The organism is Singulisphaera rosea (assembly GCF_054877945.1).
Genome location: NZ_JBTYIP020000008.1, coordinates 227,438 through 243,417 on the forward strand (window position 1 = coordinate 227,438; position 15,980 = coordinate 243,417).

At 61.3% G+C, this 15,980-nt stretch carries 14 protein-coding genes; 3 read left to right on the forward strand and 11 right to left on the reverse strand.

What is annotated here, in order from left to right; genetic code table 11:
• Positions 1-50: 50 nt before the first annotated feature.
• The 6 genes from ACYOEI_RS16560 to ACYOEI_RS16585 all read right to left on the reverse strand — a co-directional run bounded on the left by ACYOEI_RS16560 (position 51) and on the right by ACYOEI_RS16585 (position 7,439).
• Entirely contained in the window at positions 51-1,544 is a 1,494-nt protein-coding gene (locus ACYOEI_RS16560; protein WP_462850633.1) for a transglutaminase-like domain-containing protein, read from the reverse strand.
• 383 nt (positions 1,545-1,927) lie between these two features.
• Positions 1,928-2,155: a hypothetical protein gene (locus ACYOEI_RS16565; RefSeq protein WP_462850634.1), complete on the reverse strand. Its 228-nt coding sequence runs from the start codon at positions 2,153-2,155 to the stop codon at positions 1,928-1,930.
• A gap of 834 nt (positions 2,156-2,989) precedes the next feature.
• Entirely contained in the window at positions 2,990-4,774 is a 1,785-nt protein-coding gene (locus ACYOEI_RS16570; protein ID WP_462850635.1) for a cytochrome c peroxidase, read from the reverse strand.
• A gap of 23 nt (positions 4,775-4,797) precedes the next feature.
• Positions 4,798-5,805 (reverse strand): DNA polymerase III subunit delta, encoded by a 1,008-nt coding sequence (gene holA, locus ACYOEI_RS16575; RefSeq protein ID WP_462850636.1) that lies wholly within the window; start codon positions 5,803-5,805, stop codon positions 4,798-4,800.
• 518 nt (positions 5,806-6,323) lie between these two features.
• The gene (locus ACYOEI_RS16580) at positions 6,324-6,788 is read right to left on the reverse strand and encodes a hypothetical protein (RefSeq protein ID WP_462850637.1); all 465 of its coding nucleotides are present in this window, start codon (positions 6,786-6,788) and stop codon (positions 6,324-6,326) included.
• A gap of 225 nt (positions 6,789-7,013) precedes the next feature.
• Positions 7,014-7,439: a hypothetical protein gene (locus ACYOEI_RS16585; protein ID WP_462850638.1), complete on the reverse strand. Its 426-nt coding sequence runs from the start codon at positions 7,437-7,439 to the stop codon at positions 7,014-7,016.
• 213 nt (positions 7,440-7,652) lie between these two features.
• On the opposite strand from ACYOEI_RS16585, the gene ACYOEI_RS16590 reads away from it, so the two are divergent.
• Positions 7,653-9,020 (forward strand): peroxiredoxin family protein, encoded by a 1,368-nt coding sequence (locus ACYOEI_RS16590; protein WP_462850639.1) that lies wholly within the window; start codon positions 7,653-7,655, stop codon positions 9,018-9,020.
• 141 nt (positions 9,021-9,161) lie between these two features.
• Here ACYOEI_RS16590 and ACYOEI_RS16595 read toward each other — a convergent pair whose 3' ends face one another.
• Positions 9,162-9,980 carry an SDR family NAD(P)-dependent oxidoreductase gene (locus ACYOEI_RS16595; RefSeq protein ID WP_462850640.1) on the reverse strand — a complete coding sequence of 273 codons (819 nt, stop codon included), beginning with the start codon at positions 9,978-9,980 and terminating at the stop codon, positions 9,162-9,164.
• A gap of 162 nt (positions 9,981-10,142) precedes the next feature.
• On the opposite strand from ACYOEI_RS16595, the gene ACYOEI_RS16600 reads away from it, so the two are divergent.
• Both ACYOEI_RS16600 and ACYOEI_RS16605 read left to right on the forward strand, forming a co-directional pair.
• Positions 10,143-10,511, forward strand: coding sequence for a winged helix-turn-helix transcriptional regulator (locus tag ACYOEI_RS16600; RefSeq protein ID WP_462850641.1), 369 nt, complete (start codon positions 10,143-10,145; stop codon positions 10,509-10,511).
• A 1,577-nt stretch (positions 10,512-12,088) separates the two neighbouring features.
• Positions 12,089-12,364 (forward strand): hypothetical protein, encoded by a 276-nt coding sequence (locus ACYOEI_RS16605; RefSeq protein ID WP_462850642.1) that lies wholly within the window; start codon positions 12,089-12,091, stop codon positions 12,362-12,364.
• A gap of 215 nt (positions 12,365-12,579) precedes the next feature.
• Here the strand turns inward: ACYOEI_RS16605 and ACYOEI_RS16610 are convergent, their stop codons facing one another.
• From ACYOEI_RS16610 to ACYOEI_RS16625, 4 genes are all read right to left on the reverse strand, one after another.
• The gene (locus ACYOEI_RS16610) at positions 12,580-13,266 is read right to left on the reverse strand and encodes a hypothetical protein (RefSeq protein WP_462850643.1); all 687 of its coding nucleotides are present in this window, start codon (positions 13,264-13,266) and stop codon (positions 12,580-12,582) included.
• An 18-nt stretch (positions 13,267-13,284) separates the two neighbouring features.
• Positions 13,285-13,821 (reverse strand): transposase, encoded by a 537-nt coding sequence (locus ACYOEI_RS16615; protein ID WP_462850644.1) that lies wholly within the window; start codon positions 13,819-13,821, stop codon positions 13,285-13,287.
• A 387-nt stretch (positions 13,822-14,208) separates the two neighbouring features.
• Positions 14,209-14,595, reverse strand: a complete 387-nt coding sequence (locus tag ACYOEI_RS16620) for a hypothetical protein (protein WP_462850645.1) — start codon at positions 14,593-14,595, stop codon at positions 14,209-14,211.
• Positions 14,596-14,735: 140 nt separating this feature from the next.
• On the reverse strand, positions 14,736-15,833 hold the full coding sequence (locus tag ACYOEI_RS16625; RefSeq protein WP_462850646.1) for a hypothetical protein: 1,098 nt from the start codon (positions 15,831-15,833) through the stop codon (positions 14,736-14,738).
• Positions 15,834-15,980 lie beyond the last annotated feature (147 nt).

The following is a 15,980-nucleotide window of genomic DNA, read 5'->3' on the forward strand; positions in this document are numbered from 1 at the left end:
TGGAGACCGGCGAGGAGTGTCGGAACTCACCGGGTCTCGGGCCGGGACGCTCAGCGGATCTCGAGCGGTTGGAGGTTCATCTTGCCCATGACGCGGAGGACGGGCATGAAGGCCTCATAAGGCGCGACTCCGTCGAGGCTGGTCTCGGAGAGCTTGATGTGGACCGCGTCGACCTCGGACTGATCGAAGGCCGAGTCGAGGGCCACCCAACGCCGATTCACATAAACCTCATTCCACATGTGGAATCCGAAACCGTCGAGGTTGTGGGCATAGACCAGGCCGACCGCGACCCGAGACGGGATCCCCTGGGCGCGGCACATCGCGGCGGCGAGGACGCTATGCTCGGTGCAGTCGCCGGAGAGGGTCTCGGCCACCTCGCTGGCGGGGGCGAAGGCGGTTTCGAAGTTCTTGTTGATGAGCTTCTCGGCGACCCAGTGCTCGATCTTGACCGCCTTGTCCCAGGGGCTGGTCGCCCCGGCCACCGCCTCCTGGGCAAGCCTGACGACGTTCGGGTCGCGGCTGGTCACCAGGGCGTTCGGGCGGAGGTACTGGTCGTCCACGGTCTCGGATCCGGCCGGGCCTTCGTTCGGGCCGGCGGTCTTCACTTCGAGGATCGCGGTGTTCGTCCCGGAGGTTGAGCGAATCGTCTGGCGACGGTCGCGCGGGATGACCTTGGACGGGTCGTCATCCTTCAAAGTCACACGGTAGACGATGTCGTGACGGGCCTCGGGCTTGTCGATCTTGTTCCCGATCTTGATGATCGACGCAGCGATCAGGTTGAACTCGGGGACCTTGTTGCTCCCGGCCTTGGCCCCTTCCTCGGTCGTCCGGTAGGACTCCATGCCGCCGAGGAGGTCGGTCCGGCTCTTGAGGACCTGCCCCTCGGGATCGAGCCAGAGCGTGGCGCCACACTCGGGGAGGACCTTCCCTTCGAGCGTGACGATCTGGTCGATGTGGAGGAGTGACCGCTTCCCGTCGCCGAGGAGGACATCCTCGGGCCCTCGGGCGACGAGCTTCGTGTTGCAGACCTTGTTCAGGTCGGGGATGTACATCAGGAGCTCGCGGGTCTCACCGGGCTTGATCGGGCTCCTCGAGAGGCTCTGTTCGGCCGCATAAGGGCCCCGAACCTCCGGGCTCCAGGGGATCGTCACGACCTGTTTCTGGCCTCCCCCCTCCATCGTCAGGGTCATCTTGCCGTCCTTGGCGCTCCCCGACGTCCGCATCTCTTGCCGGCTGGCGACCGTACGGGTGTCGATCCGGAGAACCTCGCCCGTGGGGGTCTCGATCGTCCCGTAGCGCGTCTCGAGCTTGATATTGTCCTTGAGCCGCTTGAACTGGAGCTCCATGTCGACCCGCACCCGGAGCAGGTCTCGGCCACGGTCGTTGACCTTCTCGATGAAGGTGTGGACGTGCCCGATCTTCGTCCCGGAGAGATAGACGGCGTCCCAGGAGTCCTGGGCTCGGCCCGACGAGGCTGCTGCAAGCGGTACGATCAAGAGGCCCAAGGCCAGCGCCAGCCTCGGCCCACGTCGAGTCCGTCTCATAGTCGACCCAACCTTTCAGATCAGATAGTGCGCGGAGGGGATCCGCATCTCGGACTGGACGCCGACCTTCGTCCCGGCCGACGGCCACCGGACGGATCTTCGACCCGTGGGCTTTGCCCGGGACTTCGTCGCGAAGTCCGGCTTCACTATGGTCAAAAACGTCCCCGCTCTCAAGTTCAACACTCAAGGGGGACGCATCCGCGCCACGCTCGCCGGCAAATTCGGGACGGATCGTCGTCGATGGGGAAACAGCGCCCCCTCAGGCCCAAGGAGAATCCTCGGACCAAGGGGACATCACGACTCAGGTCGGGGTGGGCGATCGAGGGGATGAGACAATCAGCGTAGAGACAAACAGGCGGGAGACTTGCCCGGATTCTTCTCTCTCAACCAACCGTGATCTTCGCCATGAAACGGTCTCCCGAGAGCAGCTCGAGAGCCCCCTTGAACGCGAGTTGCTTCGTGTGCTGCGAGGGGACGTGACCACGGACCATGACTCGACCCTGCACCTCCTCGACCGACAGATTCCGGATCCGGCCATAGGTCAACTGACGGACGCGAATGGCCACTTGCTCAACCAGTGACGGTCCTGATTCCGACGTATCGAACAACATAACCTCCGACTCCTGACATCCTGCAAAGAATAAGCGTGCTAGGCGGCTTGGACGATTCAGGACCCCTGGATCGTCGATAAATTCATATCTGTGGGCGAATCACCAAGGGAACGCCCCGATCATGAAGGAATCTCGCCTAGGTTTCTAGAGAGAACTTGAGGGAAATCCGGGAATCCGCCCGGACGGAGGGTCATCACGCGAACGACAGTCCTTCTTTGCCCGACCTTGCCAACCGGGCGCACGCACCTTCTCCTTCGGCGACTTTGACCGTCGATATTGATGATCTCTCAGGAACTCGCGCGGATGATGAGCCTTCAAGGATGATGCTGCGTTCGTCGTCTAGACCGACTCGGGCGAATTGGCGGCATGTCCCGCCTGGACTCGAGGCGTTCGACGGATTGACGAACGAGGCATCCTCCCGAAACCGCGACTCAATCACCCAGACTTACCAACACTCGGAAGAGTCGAGACGTGACGAGCGAGGTGGATGTCTTTCGCGTGTCACAACCCGAAAGACCTAGATAAGCAATTCTCAGACCGTTTCGTTTCAGACGCCGCAAAAATTGTAAAATCCGCCGTAAAAGGGTGTCAGAACCTTTGGATCCTACCTACGTCCCCGAGTCGTCCCTGGAAAACCTCGATCTAAAATCAACCATAACACTTACAATTCCACTTAAGCTCCCATATAACGCAAAATCCCAATTTTCGCAAAAAGTCCGACGCAACGGCTTGGGCCGCCACGGCAACGTGCCTGCACCGCCCCGATTTCGCGCACGACTCCGCTCCAGGGGCGCACAGTCCCCGGAGAGTAGGATCGCAACGGGTCAAACTCCGTCAGAGCGATTCGAGGAACTGGATCAGATCCTCGCGATCGGTCGAGCTCCAGGGTCGATCGATCGAGTCCGGGGGATGGATTCCGAGGACCTGGTCAAGGCTCACGGCCCGGCCGTCATGGAAGTAGGGGGCCGACCAGCGGACTCCCCGAAGCGACGGCGGGTTGAACCGCTGATGGCCGCCGACGCCGTCGTCGAGCCCGACGTCGCGCACGCCGTCGACGGTATAAAAGGGAGGCTTGTGGCAGGTGTCGCACCGGCGTGCGCGAAAGACGGCTTCGCCACGGCCGGTTGCGGCGCCGTCCCGTTTCGGAGGGGCCGGAGCGGGCGACAAGGTCTCGAGATATTCGGAGAGATCCTCGACGACACTGTCCTCGACTCGCGAACCTCGGAGGCTCGTGATGATCGACTGATGGATCTGATCGCCGAGCTTGGAGAAGCTTCCCGTCCACGTGTAGGGAGCGGTTTGCCCGACTCCGAGCAAACTCGGGGTATTCTTGGCGGCGCCCGTGCCGCCGTCTCCTTGCGTGTCGAAGTTCAACCCGTTCGTATGCCCCGCCGTATGACAGCTCGCACAGCTCATCCAGCGATCGAGCGACCGTCGGCCGTCACGAAACGACGCCTCCCCGCGTTGGGCCGGGGTCCGAACGATGGGGCCGGTGCCCAGCGCGACCGTCTTGACCGGCTCGAGCCCATCGATCGGCAGGACCGACAGGGTGTCGGACATGGCGTCGGCGGTCACCACCCATCGGCCCGAGGGATCAATGAGGAGGGCAACGGGCGTCCGCCCGACCTCGACGACCTCCAGGCGCTGAGAGTGGCCGAGCGGGAGGAGGTCGGCCGACTCGCTCGTGGGCGAGCCGAGGGTCCGGTCACACTTCAGAACCTGGTGGGAGCCGGCGAGGGCGATCACGACCTGAGTCCCGTCTCGGCTGAGCGCCATCGCCGAGGGGTCGGCCGCGCCGTGCGACGAGCCGTCGAGGGCGAGCCGTCTCGAGGGGAGTCGGGCGCCGTCGCCGGGGCTGGTGTCGAACGAAGAGAGGCGGATCGCACTCAGGCGGCTCGAGATCACCAGGCCCCAGTCGATGTTCGCCGTGCTGATCGGGACGGTGTCGAACTGGATCATGTGGGCGACGAGCAATTCCTTGCCATCCCCCGAGATCGCCAACGCATGCAAATTCACCCCGTCGATCGACCGCACCCGCTCCGACCCGACTTGCCCGGGCTCCAGGTCGGCGACCTTGCCTCCAAACGCGTCCGCGACAATGACTCGTCCGTCGGGCCGACGGATCATCGAACCGGGCGCAAAGGGCAGGGGATGCTCAGCCACGATCGAACCGGTTCGCCAATCGATGACTCGGACCGCCGACGACCACACCGACGCGACCAAAACCCGGCCCTCCGACAGCGGGAGAAGGCGCGTGGCCCCTCTCCCGACATGGAGACTTCGCGTGACCTTGCCCTCGAAATCGAGGACGACAAGCTCGCCGTCCATCCCGCCGACCAGCCGCGACTTCCCGTCGTCGGCAAAGGCCAACGATGCAGGACGGAGTGAGAGTTCCGAGGACGAGACGACGGCCCAGGTCCCTGGTTGGATGACCGCAACCTGCTTGGTGTCTCGGAGTGCGACGTGGACCGCCCCATCCGGCCCCCATGCCATTGCCACAGGGACCTTGGGCCCGATAGGCGGAGCCGAGGAACCACCGGAGAGATCGGCGCCATTCGCGGCAGCCGCCAGGAGGCCGAGGGAGAGCCATCCGAACCAGGGACCGGCAGGTCGAGCCATGCGGCAACCCTCTCGCGAGGAGATTAGTCTTCCCGAGGTCGGGAAAGTTGGACGAGGAGTTTCTCGAGGATCGAACGCGGGGGGAGCATCGACGACCCCTTGAGGTCGAGGTCGGCTTTGAGCAGGAGGTTCGGCAACTGCCCGACCCGTCTCGGGCCGAGGTGGGTATGTTGCAGGCCGGTCGACTCGACGGCGTTCGAGAAGATGCCCGCCTTCTGGCAGGCACTCTTGAGGTCGAGCCCCGCCCTGCGGAGCTGGCCGGCGTGGTGGACCTTACGCAGGGAGAAGCTGATCGCGGCCAGGAGTCGAACGGGAGGCTCGCCCGCGGCGATCAGTCGGTCGAGAAGTTCCAGAGCCAGGTCGCCTCGGCCGGTCGTCGCGGCACCGAGCACGTTCCAGACGTCGTCGACCCTCCCCGCGCCGACCATCTTGGCCACGTCGTCGCGATGGATCTTCGCCCGTTTCCCGACATAGACCGAAAGCTTGTCGACCTCGGCGACGAGGAGCCCAACCTCCGGACCGACCAGCTCGAGCAGGAGTCGCGAGGCCTCGTCGTCAAGGTGCGCCCCGAACCGAGACTTGGCCAGGTGGACCAACCAGGTCATCAACGTGCGCTCGTTCGCGCCCTTGCAGTCGACCGCCAGGCCGGTTTTCTCGAGCACCTTCGCCAGCTTGGTGTTCGACGGCCACGACTTGGCCGAGAGCACGAGGGTGCCGGCACTCGAAGGGTGCTCGACATACGACTCGAGGCCCTTGCGATGCGCCGTGATAAAGGCATCGGCCGACTCGACGATCACGACCTTCCGCTTCGAAAAGAACGGGAGCGTCCGCACCTCGTCGAGGACGTCGGCAAGCCCCGTCTGCTCGCCCGCGAACCGAGTCACCGCAAGGTCGTCGTCCACCCCGCCGAGCGCCTGCTTCGTGATCGCGACCAGCGACTCCCGACGCAGGAACGTATCGTCCCCGAACACCGCATAAACGGGTTTAGCCGGAGTCTTTGCGGGATCGCGCAGGAAATCGATCGCGTGCATGCGAGGCTCGCCACAACCTGACGTTCGTCGCTCTCCGTGAACCTAATTGTGATTCTACCATCCCCCCCGCCACCCCGCTATTCCGTCGACGATCTCGACCGGCGAGGTCGGTCACCTCGCGGACGTCGGCGAGAACTATTAACTAGGTCTGCCCCCCATAGTCCCTAATCGTTGCCAGCGAAGAACCTGTGAGCTATCTACGTGGCGTTCAGGCCGACACCTTTACGGCAAGAAGCCAAAAATATCGCCGCCCTCTTCTGATGCCATGGGCGTTATATGAGTTCTCTTGGCGGGAACTCTGGCCTGCATACACAGGGTTAGAAATCCTCATGATCCCGGGCCTGACACGGCGATCGACTCGCACCGTCCCGGACGAATTAGGGGCCGCATCACATTTCTAAAATCCGTAGAGTCTTTGCCGAAGAGCCGTTCGTTGCACACCCATACCTCATTCGATTTATCTATGGACACCGTAGTGGGTGGGTGTGCGGCGCGAAGTTAGGGTGCCCGGCAAGAACTCAATTCGCGGGTCGTTGCAGGACTCGAAACTTGTCCAGGTCCAGGATGACCACTTGGTAATCATCCCGCTTTACGTTGTGCACCTCGACCTCGACTTTGCGGAGCGTTCCGGTGACCTGGACGAGGGCGCCCTCGAACTGTTTGGTGGGAACGACGGCGAGCCGATGGAGATCCTCCAAGAATTTGCCGTTGATATAGGCGTGGAACTCTCCTCCACACTTCAAGGGCGCTTCAGCGACCAGATCGATCGGCTGGAGATGAGGGGGCATGCCCTCGGGTTGGAGGCCAGTGAGCATTCCGACGCGTCCGACGCGGAACTCGATTGTGATAGTGCCGCCCGTACGGTCCTCGATCGCCACGTCGGGAGTCATGATCTTCCGCGATGCGTCGAGATCGCCGGCGTTGAGCGTCATGTTCATCGCCACCACCAGGCCCAGGACCAGCAAGATCGTTCGATTCCTCATCACGGCCTCTTCTTAAATGCTCGGTCGGACACACGGCTGGGAGGTCAGATGCCGCCCTATAGCAATGACAACGAACGTGAAGTTAATTTCTTAGCTATAAATGTGGGCGAGCTCATTGAATAAGTAGAATCGGATTCCGCCTAACACACACTGCCGGTCTGTTTAGCACCGCTCCAAACCAAGCCCCTAATCGCAGGAAGGCTCTGTCAATCCCACCTTTAGGCGTCAGTTCGCCGGCTGGGCCTCCTTAAACCAATCACCGAACGGCTGCACCTTCTGCGGCTCAAACTTAGTGAACCGCCTCACCTTGTTACCAGATCGCAGCCAGAACACTCCGGTGTTCGTCGGAAGTCGCAAAACCAGCTCTGCGATCTCAATCTTTTCTCCCATGATCTTGACCGCCGTCGGCCTTGAAAATTCCAACCAGACATGATCTCCTCGCGGGGCATTCTCGAACTCATCGCTCTGAAATGGACTCTCGTCGTGGCAGGATTCCCCGAGATCGACGACCACCCTCACGCCATCAGCAGCGTCATTTTCGGAAAACGCGACTTTCTTGGCGTCGCGGACGCCAGTCACCTTGAGCGTATTTTCCGCCCCGTACACAGTGGCCGTCGCGAGAGAGAAGAGCACGAGAAGTGCATTCTTCATGGGTTGCCTCGGGGGGAACGACTTCTAACGGCAAAGCTCAGCGGATGGTTCGCCGCCTTTTGTCCTGAGGTTACCAGAAAACGTCGTGCCGGTGCAGGGTCCCGCGATCACCCGATCGTCAGTCTGGTACGCGACGCGCAGGAGAAGCAGAGCGTCGTGCGTCTAAAACAACTCGACGCAGACCCGTCCGTGTAGAACGAGGAGAATCATTCCATGTTCCGAAGGATCGTGATGACATCGGCCGTCCTGGTCGGCCTTGGGTCATTGGCCAACGGCCCGGTGGGCCTGTGCCGAGCCGTGGACGATTCGAAGCCCTCGGTAGCCGAGCGTTACCGGGCGATCGTCGACGAGTATGAGGCGAAGAAGAAGGCCGCCGCGGAAGCCTCGGGCCGGGCAAAGACCGAGGCCGAGCAGAGGAAGGCCTACGAGACGATGTCGCCCGACGATGCGGCTTTCTCACGGAGGATGGTCGACCTCGCGGCCTCGTCGCCCAAGGAACCGGCCTCGCGGGATGCCCTCATCTGGGTGATCAACAAGGTCTACCGCCTCGACGTCGGCGACTACGGCGACGAGGTCGGCCGCGCCGTCCGGCTGCTGGTCGACCACTTCGCCGACGACCCCGAGGCGGTCCGGGTGGGGCTGGGGCTGGACAACAGCTTCTCCTACCACCGTGACGCCCTGATGGATGGGATGTTCGCGAACGCGGAGAGCCGCGAGGCGAAGGGGCTCGCCCGTATGGCCCTGGCCCGTTACCTCCAGCGCAAGGCGGAATTCGCCCAGGGCACGAGAGAGACCACGGGGAAGCAGTCGACGCCCTACGACGCCATCGACGACGACGGCAAACCGATCACGAAGACGTATACGTTTCCCAATGAGTTCCAGGGCTACATCGTCGGCCTTCGCATGATCGACCCCGATGTCTGGCGGAAACGGGCCGAGGCCATCTATGAGGAGATCCAGGCCGACTACGGCGACATCCCCTACATCACCTCCCATCAGAGGTCTCTGCAGATCCTCCTGAATGCCCCGGTCCCGATGTGGAACGACAAGCCGTTGACCCCCGATGAGATCTCGAAGGTCCGGGCGATGGCGGAGAGGAGGAAGACGCTCGGCGAGGTCGCCGCGGGGAATCTCGATGAGATGCACCATGTGAACGAGGGCCAGGCCGCGCCTGAGATCGAGGGCAAGGACCTCGACGGCCGCCCGCTGAAGCTGTCCGACTTCCGGGGCAAGGTCGTCGTGCTGGTCTTCTGGGGCTCGTGGTGTGGCCCCTGTATGAGGGAGGTCCCCAACGAACGGCGACTCTCCGAGAAGTACCGGGATAAGCCATTCGCCATCCTGGGCGTGAACTGCCGCGAGCAGGCTGAGGAGGCGAAGAAGACCGTCGAACGCGAGAAGATGAACTGGCCCCAGTGGCATGATGGCGAGGATGACGGCCCGATCGTCGAGAAGTACCACGTCCGCGGTTACCCGACCTTGTTCGTGATCGACGCGAAGGGGGTGATTCGCCGAAAGAATGTGATCGGTGATGTACTCGACAAAGTCGTCGAAGATCTGCTGAAAGGAACCCCGGGGGCTTGACCCTGGTAGAGACGGTTCGGTGGCGTACCGGTTCTGGCGCCTTAGAGCGTGCCATGAACGTTAGTACAGAAAGCATGAAACTAGGACATGGTCACTCACAAGAACTTCCCCAGGGACGTCTCCGACGGCCTGCCATAGCGGTCAGTTGACTGTTGGGACGATCCCACCGTCTACCCGGAGATTCGCTCCGGTGATGTATCCGGCATGCGGGCTACAGAGGAAGGCAACGGCGTGGGCGACCTCCTCAGGCCGGCCGATACGGGCGAGGGAGTTAGGGGCGATGTTCTCCACGATCGCTCTCTCGACATCGGGCCATTCTGCGTTGCCGCCGTCGGCCCAGCCCCGTTGACGAGCCACCTCCCGCAAGACCCGCTCGGCCTTGGGCGTCAGAATCGTGCCGGGCGAGATGGCATTGACCGTCACTCCATCGCGGCCCACCTCCTTGGAGAGCGAAACCGTGAGGTTGTTGACCGCGGCCTTGGCCGCCGAGTAGGCCGCTCGACTGACCGTTGGCATGGCCCCGGCTCCGCTCGAGATGTTCACGACCCGGCCCCACCCCGCCTTACGCATCGGCGGGACCAACCATCGGGTGAGGCGGATGACGCAGAGCACATTCTGGTCATACATCTCCGCCCACTCTTCGGGCGAGGTTCGGTCCGCAGGGTCCTTGTCACCCGAACCCCCGGCGTTGTTGACGAGGATGTCGATCCCGCCCCACGCCCTCGCCGCTGTGTCTGCCACCCGCTCGGCATCGGCGTCCCGAGAGAGGCCGCCAAGCACGACGACGGCGTTGCCCCCTGTCGCCTCGATCTGCTGGCGGACCCGGGTCGCTCTCCTCTCGTCCCGCCCGTGGATCGCCACGAGGGCACCTTCGGCAGCGAGAGTCTTGGCGATTGCCTCACCGATGCCGCTGCTGCTCCCCGTGATCAAAGCCCGCTTGTCCTTCAATTGAAGATCCATGTTTTGCCTGTTAGTGGGTGAAACGAGCCCCTCCGCCGACCGATGGAGAGCAAATGGCCGAGGGCGAGCTTGAGATCTGGCCCTCGACGTATCATGTCCCGGCATTTAAGGTTAATTGGTTCTAACCGACAAGTAGGCACCCGGAAGTATCGTAGGCACCAAATGGTATCCAAGGCCCGACCGGACGGCGTATCCGTCGAGGATTGCCCTCTGCACTTCATGTTCGAGTTGCTCGGCGACAAGTGGACCCTCGCCTTGCTCTACCTGCTCTCGCAGGGGGTCCATCGTTACGGCGAGTTGCAACGTCTGCTTCATGGCATCTCCAAGAAAATGCTCACACAAACGCTCCGATCGATGGAGGCTGACGGACTTGTCGAACGAACCGTGTACGCAGTCGTGCCACCGAAGACCGAATACAAGCTGACATCCCTGGGCTCGAAACTCTTTGAACCGCTGGAGCACCTCGGCGATTGGGCCGGGGATCATCGGCACGAGTTGAGGACCATCCAGGCCCGGAGGACGCTGCGTTGACGGCTCAGATCGTGTCATGACGTCACGGAAAGAGGAGCCTGGCCATGTGAAATATAAGGATACCCTTTATGGTTTTCCGGCCACTTCAATGGAGATCCTTAAGGGCCAGGTTCATGGTGCCTCCCCTTCTATTAGGGTTACCGGCCTACAGGTATCGTTCATAATCCAACCCCAAAGTTTGCAAGTCCCGGATCGCGGTGCCGTTGATATGCGCCAGCTCCGGTCTGTCGGCCTTTAACGTCGGTGATCGCTCGGCAAATCGCCTCAGAGGACTGCGATGGTAGCGTCGTGGCCTGTCCGCCATTGGAGCATGTACACACCGTCGGGGAGATTGAAAAACTAGAAACGAGGTCCGACTTCTAGGTCCACAGGTCCGCCCCCAGGTCTTCCTGATGAAAGTGTTGATTTGCAAGCCTATTGATGTCAAAATTTTCATGAATTTTATGGATTTTTGCGCTTTGGGACCCTATGATTGTCAATTGGAAGACGACCGGCACATCGACCATTGTCCGGGCCCTCTGGGCGACGAGAAGTGCCGTGTCTTCGTCGGCACCAAGCGGGGACATCGCAGATCGTGCCGAAGCGCAATGCACGCATGCGATCCCTCTGCCGGCCATCCTTGATGGATATTCTCAATGCCCCAATATCTCATAGGGAAGTCATACAGGGCCGGGTGCACCTGGTGGTCCGAAGCGTCGCTGTACTCCTATCGTTCGGATGGACACGAATTGATTCTTCTCGTCCGGAACGTCACCGCTCGACAGGAATCAGACCTCCGCGAAGGGACTTTCGACCTGGCCCTTGTGACGGACGAATGCGAGATCGTGTTCTGCGCCCGCTTTGGCACATCGCTTCCGTGGTCACACTCAATTCCATTCCACCGGCACGAGGTGCCGAAATCCAAGCGGTGCATTCCACCTTCGCCATCATTGAGTCCTAACCTTCACGCCCAGCTCCGCGTGACGCTTGTCGAAGCCGATACGGGCGTCGTCCGAGCTCAACGTACAGTGTTTCTCACGCCGCCATTCACGTCTGCGCTGAACACCGCGATCCGAGGCCAGACCCAATCTCCGGCCAATCCCGACCGGTTGCTATCATCGGTCGCCCAGATCTACCGGCTCACTCCGGTAGGACTTCCCTTCCAGCCATCGCTCTGAGCTTCTACCTGTACAGGAGCGTTTATGAATATCCCGACGCTGCCCTTCCTCACCCGCCGACGTTGGAGGAACGATCGGACCGTCACCAACAGTTCCGCTTCTGGTCAGTCCCGCCACCAGCCCGTTCTCATGAGGACGTCTCTGGCTGGACTGGTAACCGATCTCGAAGCGGCGAGGATGTCCGGGGTTTCACGGAGAATGCTCAACCTCTGGGTAGAGACGGGCGCGTGGCCGATGCCCCGGGCGATACTCGCAACGACCCTGTATTTCTCTCGGTCGGATGTGGAAGGATGGCTGCGAACGGGGACTTGGCCCGCCGAAGCCCGTTTCCATGAACTTCGATCGATGACACAAGTCGAAAACTGAGGAACCTTTCTCGGGCCCTAGCGAAGCCACTCAAAATTCAAGGAGTGTCGTAAGATGGTAATCAATGGTCAGGAGTTGCAAGGGGAGTGGCCCAAGCTCCTTGGCTACGTCAAGGAGACGTGGGGCCAACCGGCTGGGAATTTGCTCGAGATCCAAGGGCATGAGGACGTTGCCCCCGATGATGAGATCAGACGTCCAGCGAGCGAATCGCAGGATTCGATCGTGAGAATCGCCAGCGACATGATGACCCGAAGCCCGTGGACAGTTCAGGAGACGCATCATGCATCTGTCGTCGCGGTGGCGGAAACCTTAGATCATTCGCAAGCATGACGTGTCATGGACCATGGCCCATTCAGGCTATCGGGAGGATGCGATCACAACCGATCGATTCGAAAACAAAACCCGCATCGATATCTTGAATAATTTGTTACATCGACCGACCGCGTTCAGCCCGATTCCAATTCTACAGTCTGTTCTTGTCGAACGGTCATTTCTTCAGTGGTGGCAGCCGGTTAAGTGCTTTGTAGTTGTAGAGGCGGGCCAGCTCACTTCGCTGTAGCCAACACGTCCACTCCCGCGCCATTCGCGACTCCGTATCGCACCCGCATGCTTTCCGGATGATCATCGCCAACGCCAACCGCACCTGCGGCACTGTCAATGCCGGGGCTACCTTTTTTCCCCCGATCGGCCTCCTTCACCAGGAACCACGTCGCGATCAAGCTCAACGCTTGGCAATGATGCCGACCCAACCAATTCCTCACTTCGTAGCTACCAAGGCCCGCCTCACTCTTGCTCCGCTTCAGGCACTCCTCGATCCGGTGTTCCGCCTTCGCCACCCGAACCAATCCCGTCACCGATGTTTCACGTGTAGAATTCGATAAACTATAATCGTATTTTCTTTTTCCTTCATCCAGACACCTCACCACCACCAGCGGCTCCTCGAAGCCGACGACCTTACGTTCGATTTTCGACTCCACTCGTCGCGCCACGATCTCCACCTCAAGAGGACCCTTCTCGGCGTCGCGCACAACGACTCGTTCCCAAGCATTCTCCGGCAGGGCCTCGCACCAGGCGCGAACGCTCTGGATCGGCGGCTTGGGATGCCGACCCTTCCCACCGTAAGGTGGCAACTCGGCCTCCAGGTCACGCACGCTCGTGTTCGACGGCACGGCCAGCAGGTAACGCTCCCCCCGGGCCACTAACGCCTTGCGGAACCACACCAGGCGGCCCATCTCGTCGTCGTCGGCGACTCAGCCGTGCGGCAGCATCCCGCTGCGACGATCGAGCATCTCAAGCGCCAGGGCAGGCCGCGTCCGATACGTGATCTCATTGGGGACCCCGCAACGCTTGCGGCGCGCCCGGTCCTTGGGCCATTCCCCGGGCAGATAGAGCCGGAAGTCGACCAGGGCATGCTCGACATGGGTGACATAGCCCAGGTAGATACCGATCTGGCAGTTGTCGAACTTGCCGTTGCGGCCGCAGTATTGTCGCTTGTGACGCCGACGGAGGCCTCGCCCTTCTTGGGGGAGGCGGAAGGGTCGAAGACGAGCACGGGCGTCGGCTCTCCTGAGGTCGCAAGCTACCTGACGGTTCAATTCGTCGAGCAGGGGGTTGTAGTCCCAGGGCGAGGATCCGACGAATGCCTGAAGGGTCCGGCGATCGAGGTCGTGGCGATAGGCGATCGCTTCGGCATTCTTGGGCGCGAGGTTGGAGAGGAGACCTGCGAGGTAGATCCGGGAATACCTCTGGCTCTCGGGGCTACAGCGGTTCCCAGCCGCATCGCACACAACAGATTAGCCTGAAAGCCTTGGATTTCGGGCGTAACCGTTCACCTCGTGCGATATGCCTGCGTTAACCGCTGTAGGGAAGGCGGCGACGAAGGGTAGAACAAAAGTCTCCAATCGCCGGATGACTCCGCGGAAGGCGTCGGGTGGGACTTGGCAATCGGCGAGCAACTGTTCACGGCGTTCCTGGAATCGATGCTCCATCGTCCGACTCCTTCCATCGAGGACGCATTTCCCCTGGAAGTCATTGATACGAAAGTCCTTGCATCTCGTCAACCGGCCTCAGACAGCAGAATTATTGACGATCATAACAAACATTATATCAACATTAAACAATCAATACGATCGAGGTATGATACTGTGCAAGACCCCATTTCTGGCTTCCAAAGATTATCGCTTCCGCTTCTTGCCCCGGGCATCCCGCTTTCTCCCGGTTTTGGGCTTCGCTTCCGGCCTCGCCGTTCGGAGGGCGATGCCCCCTCCGACAAGCAGACAGGTGATGCTGAGTGCTCGAATCACCAGGGGTCCCCATTCCTTGGCCAGGTAATCCGCCTCGGATTGCGTTCGCGGGGGAGAGTAATAGAGGCGGAAAAAGACGATCGCGATCGTCAAGGGGAACACCGCCAGCCAAATGGCAGTGGCGAGCCGGTCCATCTCGATCGGCACGACCTTGCCGGCGAATCTCGTCGGTCCTCGGATCAACGAACGGACGCCGAGGAAGCTCGGCGGCGTTAGCAGGACCGCCGTCAAGATCGCTCCAGACCAGTCCTTTTCCATCGGCAGCCTCTATGCTCATATTCGGCGATCCCATCGCCCTCATTCGCTTCACAACGACGAGGCTCTGGATCTCGTTCGTTCGGATAGAAGAGGTCCAGGCGTCGACTCGTGAGGTGTGATTTCACGTCTGATGCAGAAGATCACGAGCCTGCCGCCTCGATCAAGACTGGAATGAAGAATTTCGGGATTTCGTCGTGTGGAAGTGTCGTCCGCACGAAGACGACTCCTGATTTCCTCAAGGAGGGCAAAATTGTGGCCGGGAGATCCTCAGGCGAGTGGTCCACGACCAGCGACCCGGCATCGACGCCGAGGCTCTTGGCAATGGCGGCCCTCAACTCGTCGGCGACTTCCTCGGTTTGAGACTTCGGGCGGTAGATACAAACGAAGTGCGAGGCGTCGGGACGGCCGCCGGCGAGGCGACCGACGGCATTCCAACGCTCGCAGAACTTGACGAAGCCGGCGACCTTCGACCAGTACGTGCAGTCGAAAAGCCACAGGTCGGTCGGTATTCCCTCTCCTGGAAGGATCATCGCGGATCCGGCCGCTTCTTCCAGCGGGATGCCCGCACCCGAGTGGCCGCAGAGGTAGACCCGATCGATCGTGCTTTTCTCGAGATCGGGACGGACGTACCGGCCGCCACCCGGCTTAGGGAGGCGGGCCAGGTGATGACGGCAATCCTCGACGAGTCGCGTCAGCCTGGTGGAGTCGGCGTACTGACCGGCCGGCTCCTTCGCCCAGAAGGAACCCGTCGCGAGCGTGCTGACCTCGGGGACCAGCACCATCGGTTCCTTCTTCTTGAGTTTCGGACCAAGACGATCCAGCCCGTAAACGAGAGGTGCGGCGTCCTTCCCCGAAGCCCCCGTCCGCGCCGAGGCGTCACCGACGGCCCAATCCGGCACGCGCGAACGACCCTGCGCATCCACGGTGACGTAACCATTGTGGCCGTGAAAATAGAGCAGCGCGCTCCGGGCAGGTTCCTCGGGCGTGTGGCACCATACGGCCCTCGAGTCTTTCAGGCCTGCATTCGGCCGGAGCGGTACCTGCTCCGAAAAAATCAAGGCCGCGGTCTCGTTGATGGCCACATCATCGTGGAAGACCTCCTCGGCCGACCAAACTTGCGCCGGGGCGAGGGAAGCCCCGGCGAGGCTGACGATGGCGGCGCGGAGGATCTGACGGCGACTCCTGCGATCGGATTCCTTCGTCCCCATCTCGCCTTGCCAATCGGTTTCGAACCGCATGCAGCACGCCGTTTCGCGAAAGAATAGGTTTGACGTCTCCAGGGCCTCGCCCATGGTAACTCGTGGTTCGCGCCCGGCAAAGAGAATCGCCGAGGGGGTCTTACCGGCAACCGATCAGACGCCAAAAAATCGTAGATACGAATTCAT

Excerpts from the sequence above, each read along its gene's own strand:
- ACYOEI_RS16560 (WP_462850633.1), bottom strand. The coding sequence starts at position 1,544 with ATGAGACGGACTCGACGTGGGCCGAGGCTGGCGCTGGCCTTGGGCCTC.
- ACYOEI_RS16565 (WP_462850634.1), bottom strand. The coding sequence starts at position 2,155 with ATGTTGTTCGATACGTCGGAATCAGGACCGTCACTGGTTGAGCAAGTG.
- ACYOEI_RS16570 (WP_462850635.1), bottom strand. The coding sequence starts at position 4,774 with ATGGCTCGACCTGCCGGTCCCTGGTTCGGATGGCTCTCCCTCGGCCTC.
- holA (WP_462850636.1), bottom strand. The coding sequence starts at position 5,805 with ATGCACGCGATCGATTTCCTGCGCGATCCCGCAAAGACTCCGGCTAAA.
- ACYOEI_RS16580 (WP_462850637.1), bottom strand. The coding sequence starts at position 6,788 with ATGAGGAATCGAACGATCTTGCTGGTCCTGGGCCTGGTGGTGGCGATG.
- ACYOEI_RS16585 (WP_462850638.1), bottom strand. The coding sequence starts at position 7,439 with ATGAAGAATGCACTTCTCGTGCTCTTCTCTCTCGCGACGGCCACTGTG.
- ACYOEI_RS16590 (WP_462850639.1), top strand. The coding sequence starts at position 7,653 with ATGTTCCGAAGGATCGTGATGACATCGGCCGTCCTGGTCGGCCTTGGG.
- ACYOEI_RS16595 (WP_462850640.1), bottom strand. The coding sequence starts at position 9,980 with ATGGATCTTCAATTGAAGGACAAGCGGGCTTTGATCACGGGGAGCAGC.
- ACYOEI_RS16600 (WP_462850641.1), top strand. The coding sequence starts at position 10,143 with ATGGTATCCAAGGCCCGACCGGACGGCGTATCCGTCGAGGATTGCCCT.
- ACYOEI_RS16605 (WP_462850642.1), top strand. The coding sequence starts at position 12,089 with ATGGTAATCAATGGTCAGGAGTTGCAAGGGGAGTGGCCCAAGCTCCTT.
- ACYOEI_RS16610 (WP_462850643.1), bottom strand. The coding sequence starts at position 13,266 with ATGGGCCGCCTGGTGTGGTTCCGCAAGGCGTTAGTGGCCCGGGGGGAG.
- ACYOEI_RS16620 (WP_462850645.1), bottom strand. The coding sequence starts at position 14,595 with ATGGAAAAGGACTGGTCTGGAGCGATCTTGACGGCGGTCCTGCTAACG.
- ACYOEI_RS16625 (WP_462850646.1), bottom strand. The coding sequence starts at position 15,833 with ATGCGGTTCGAAACCGATTGGCAAGGCGAGATGGGGACGAAGGAATCC.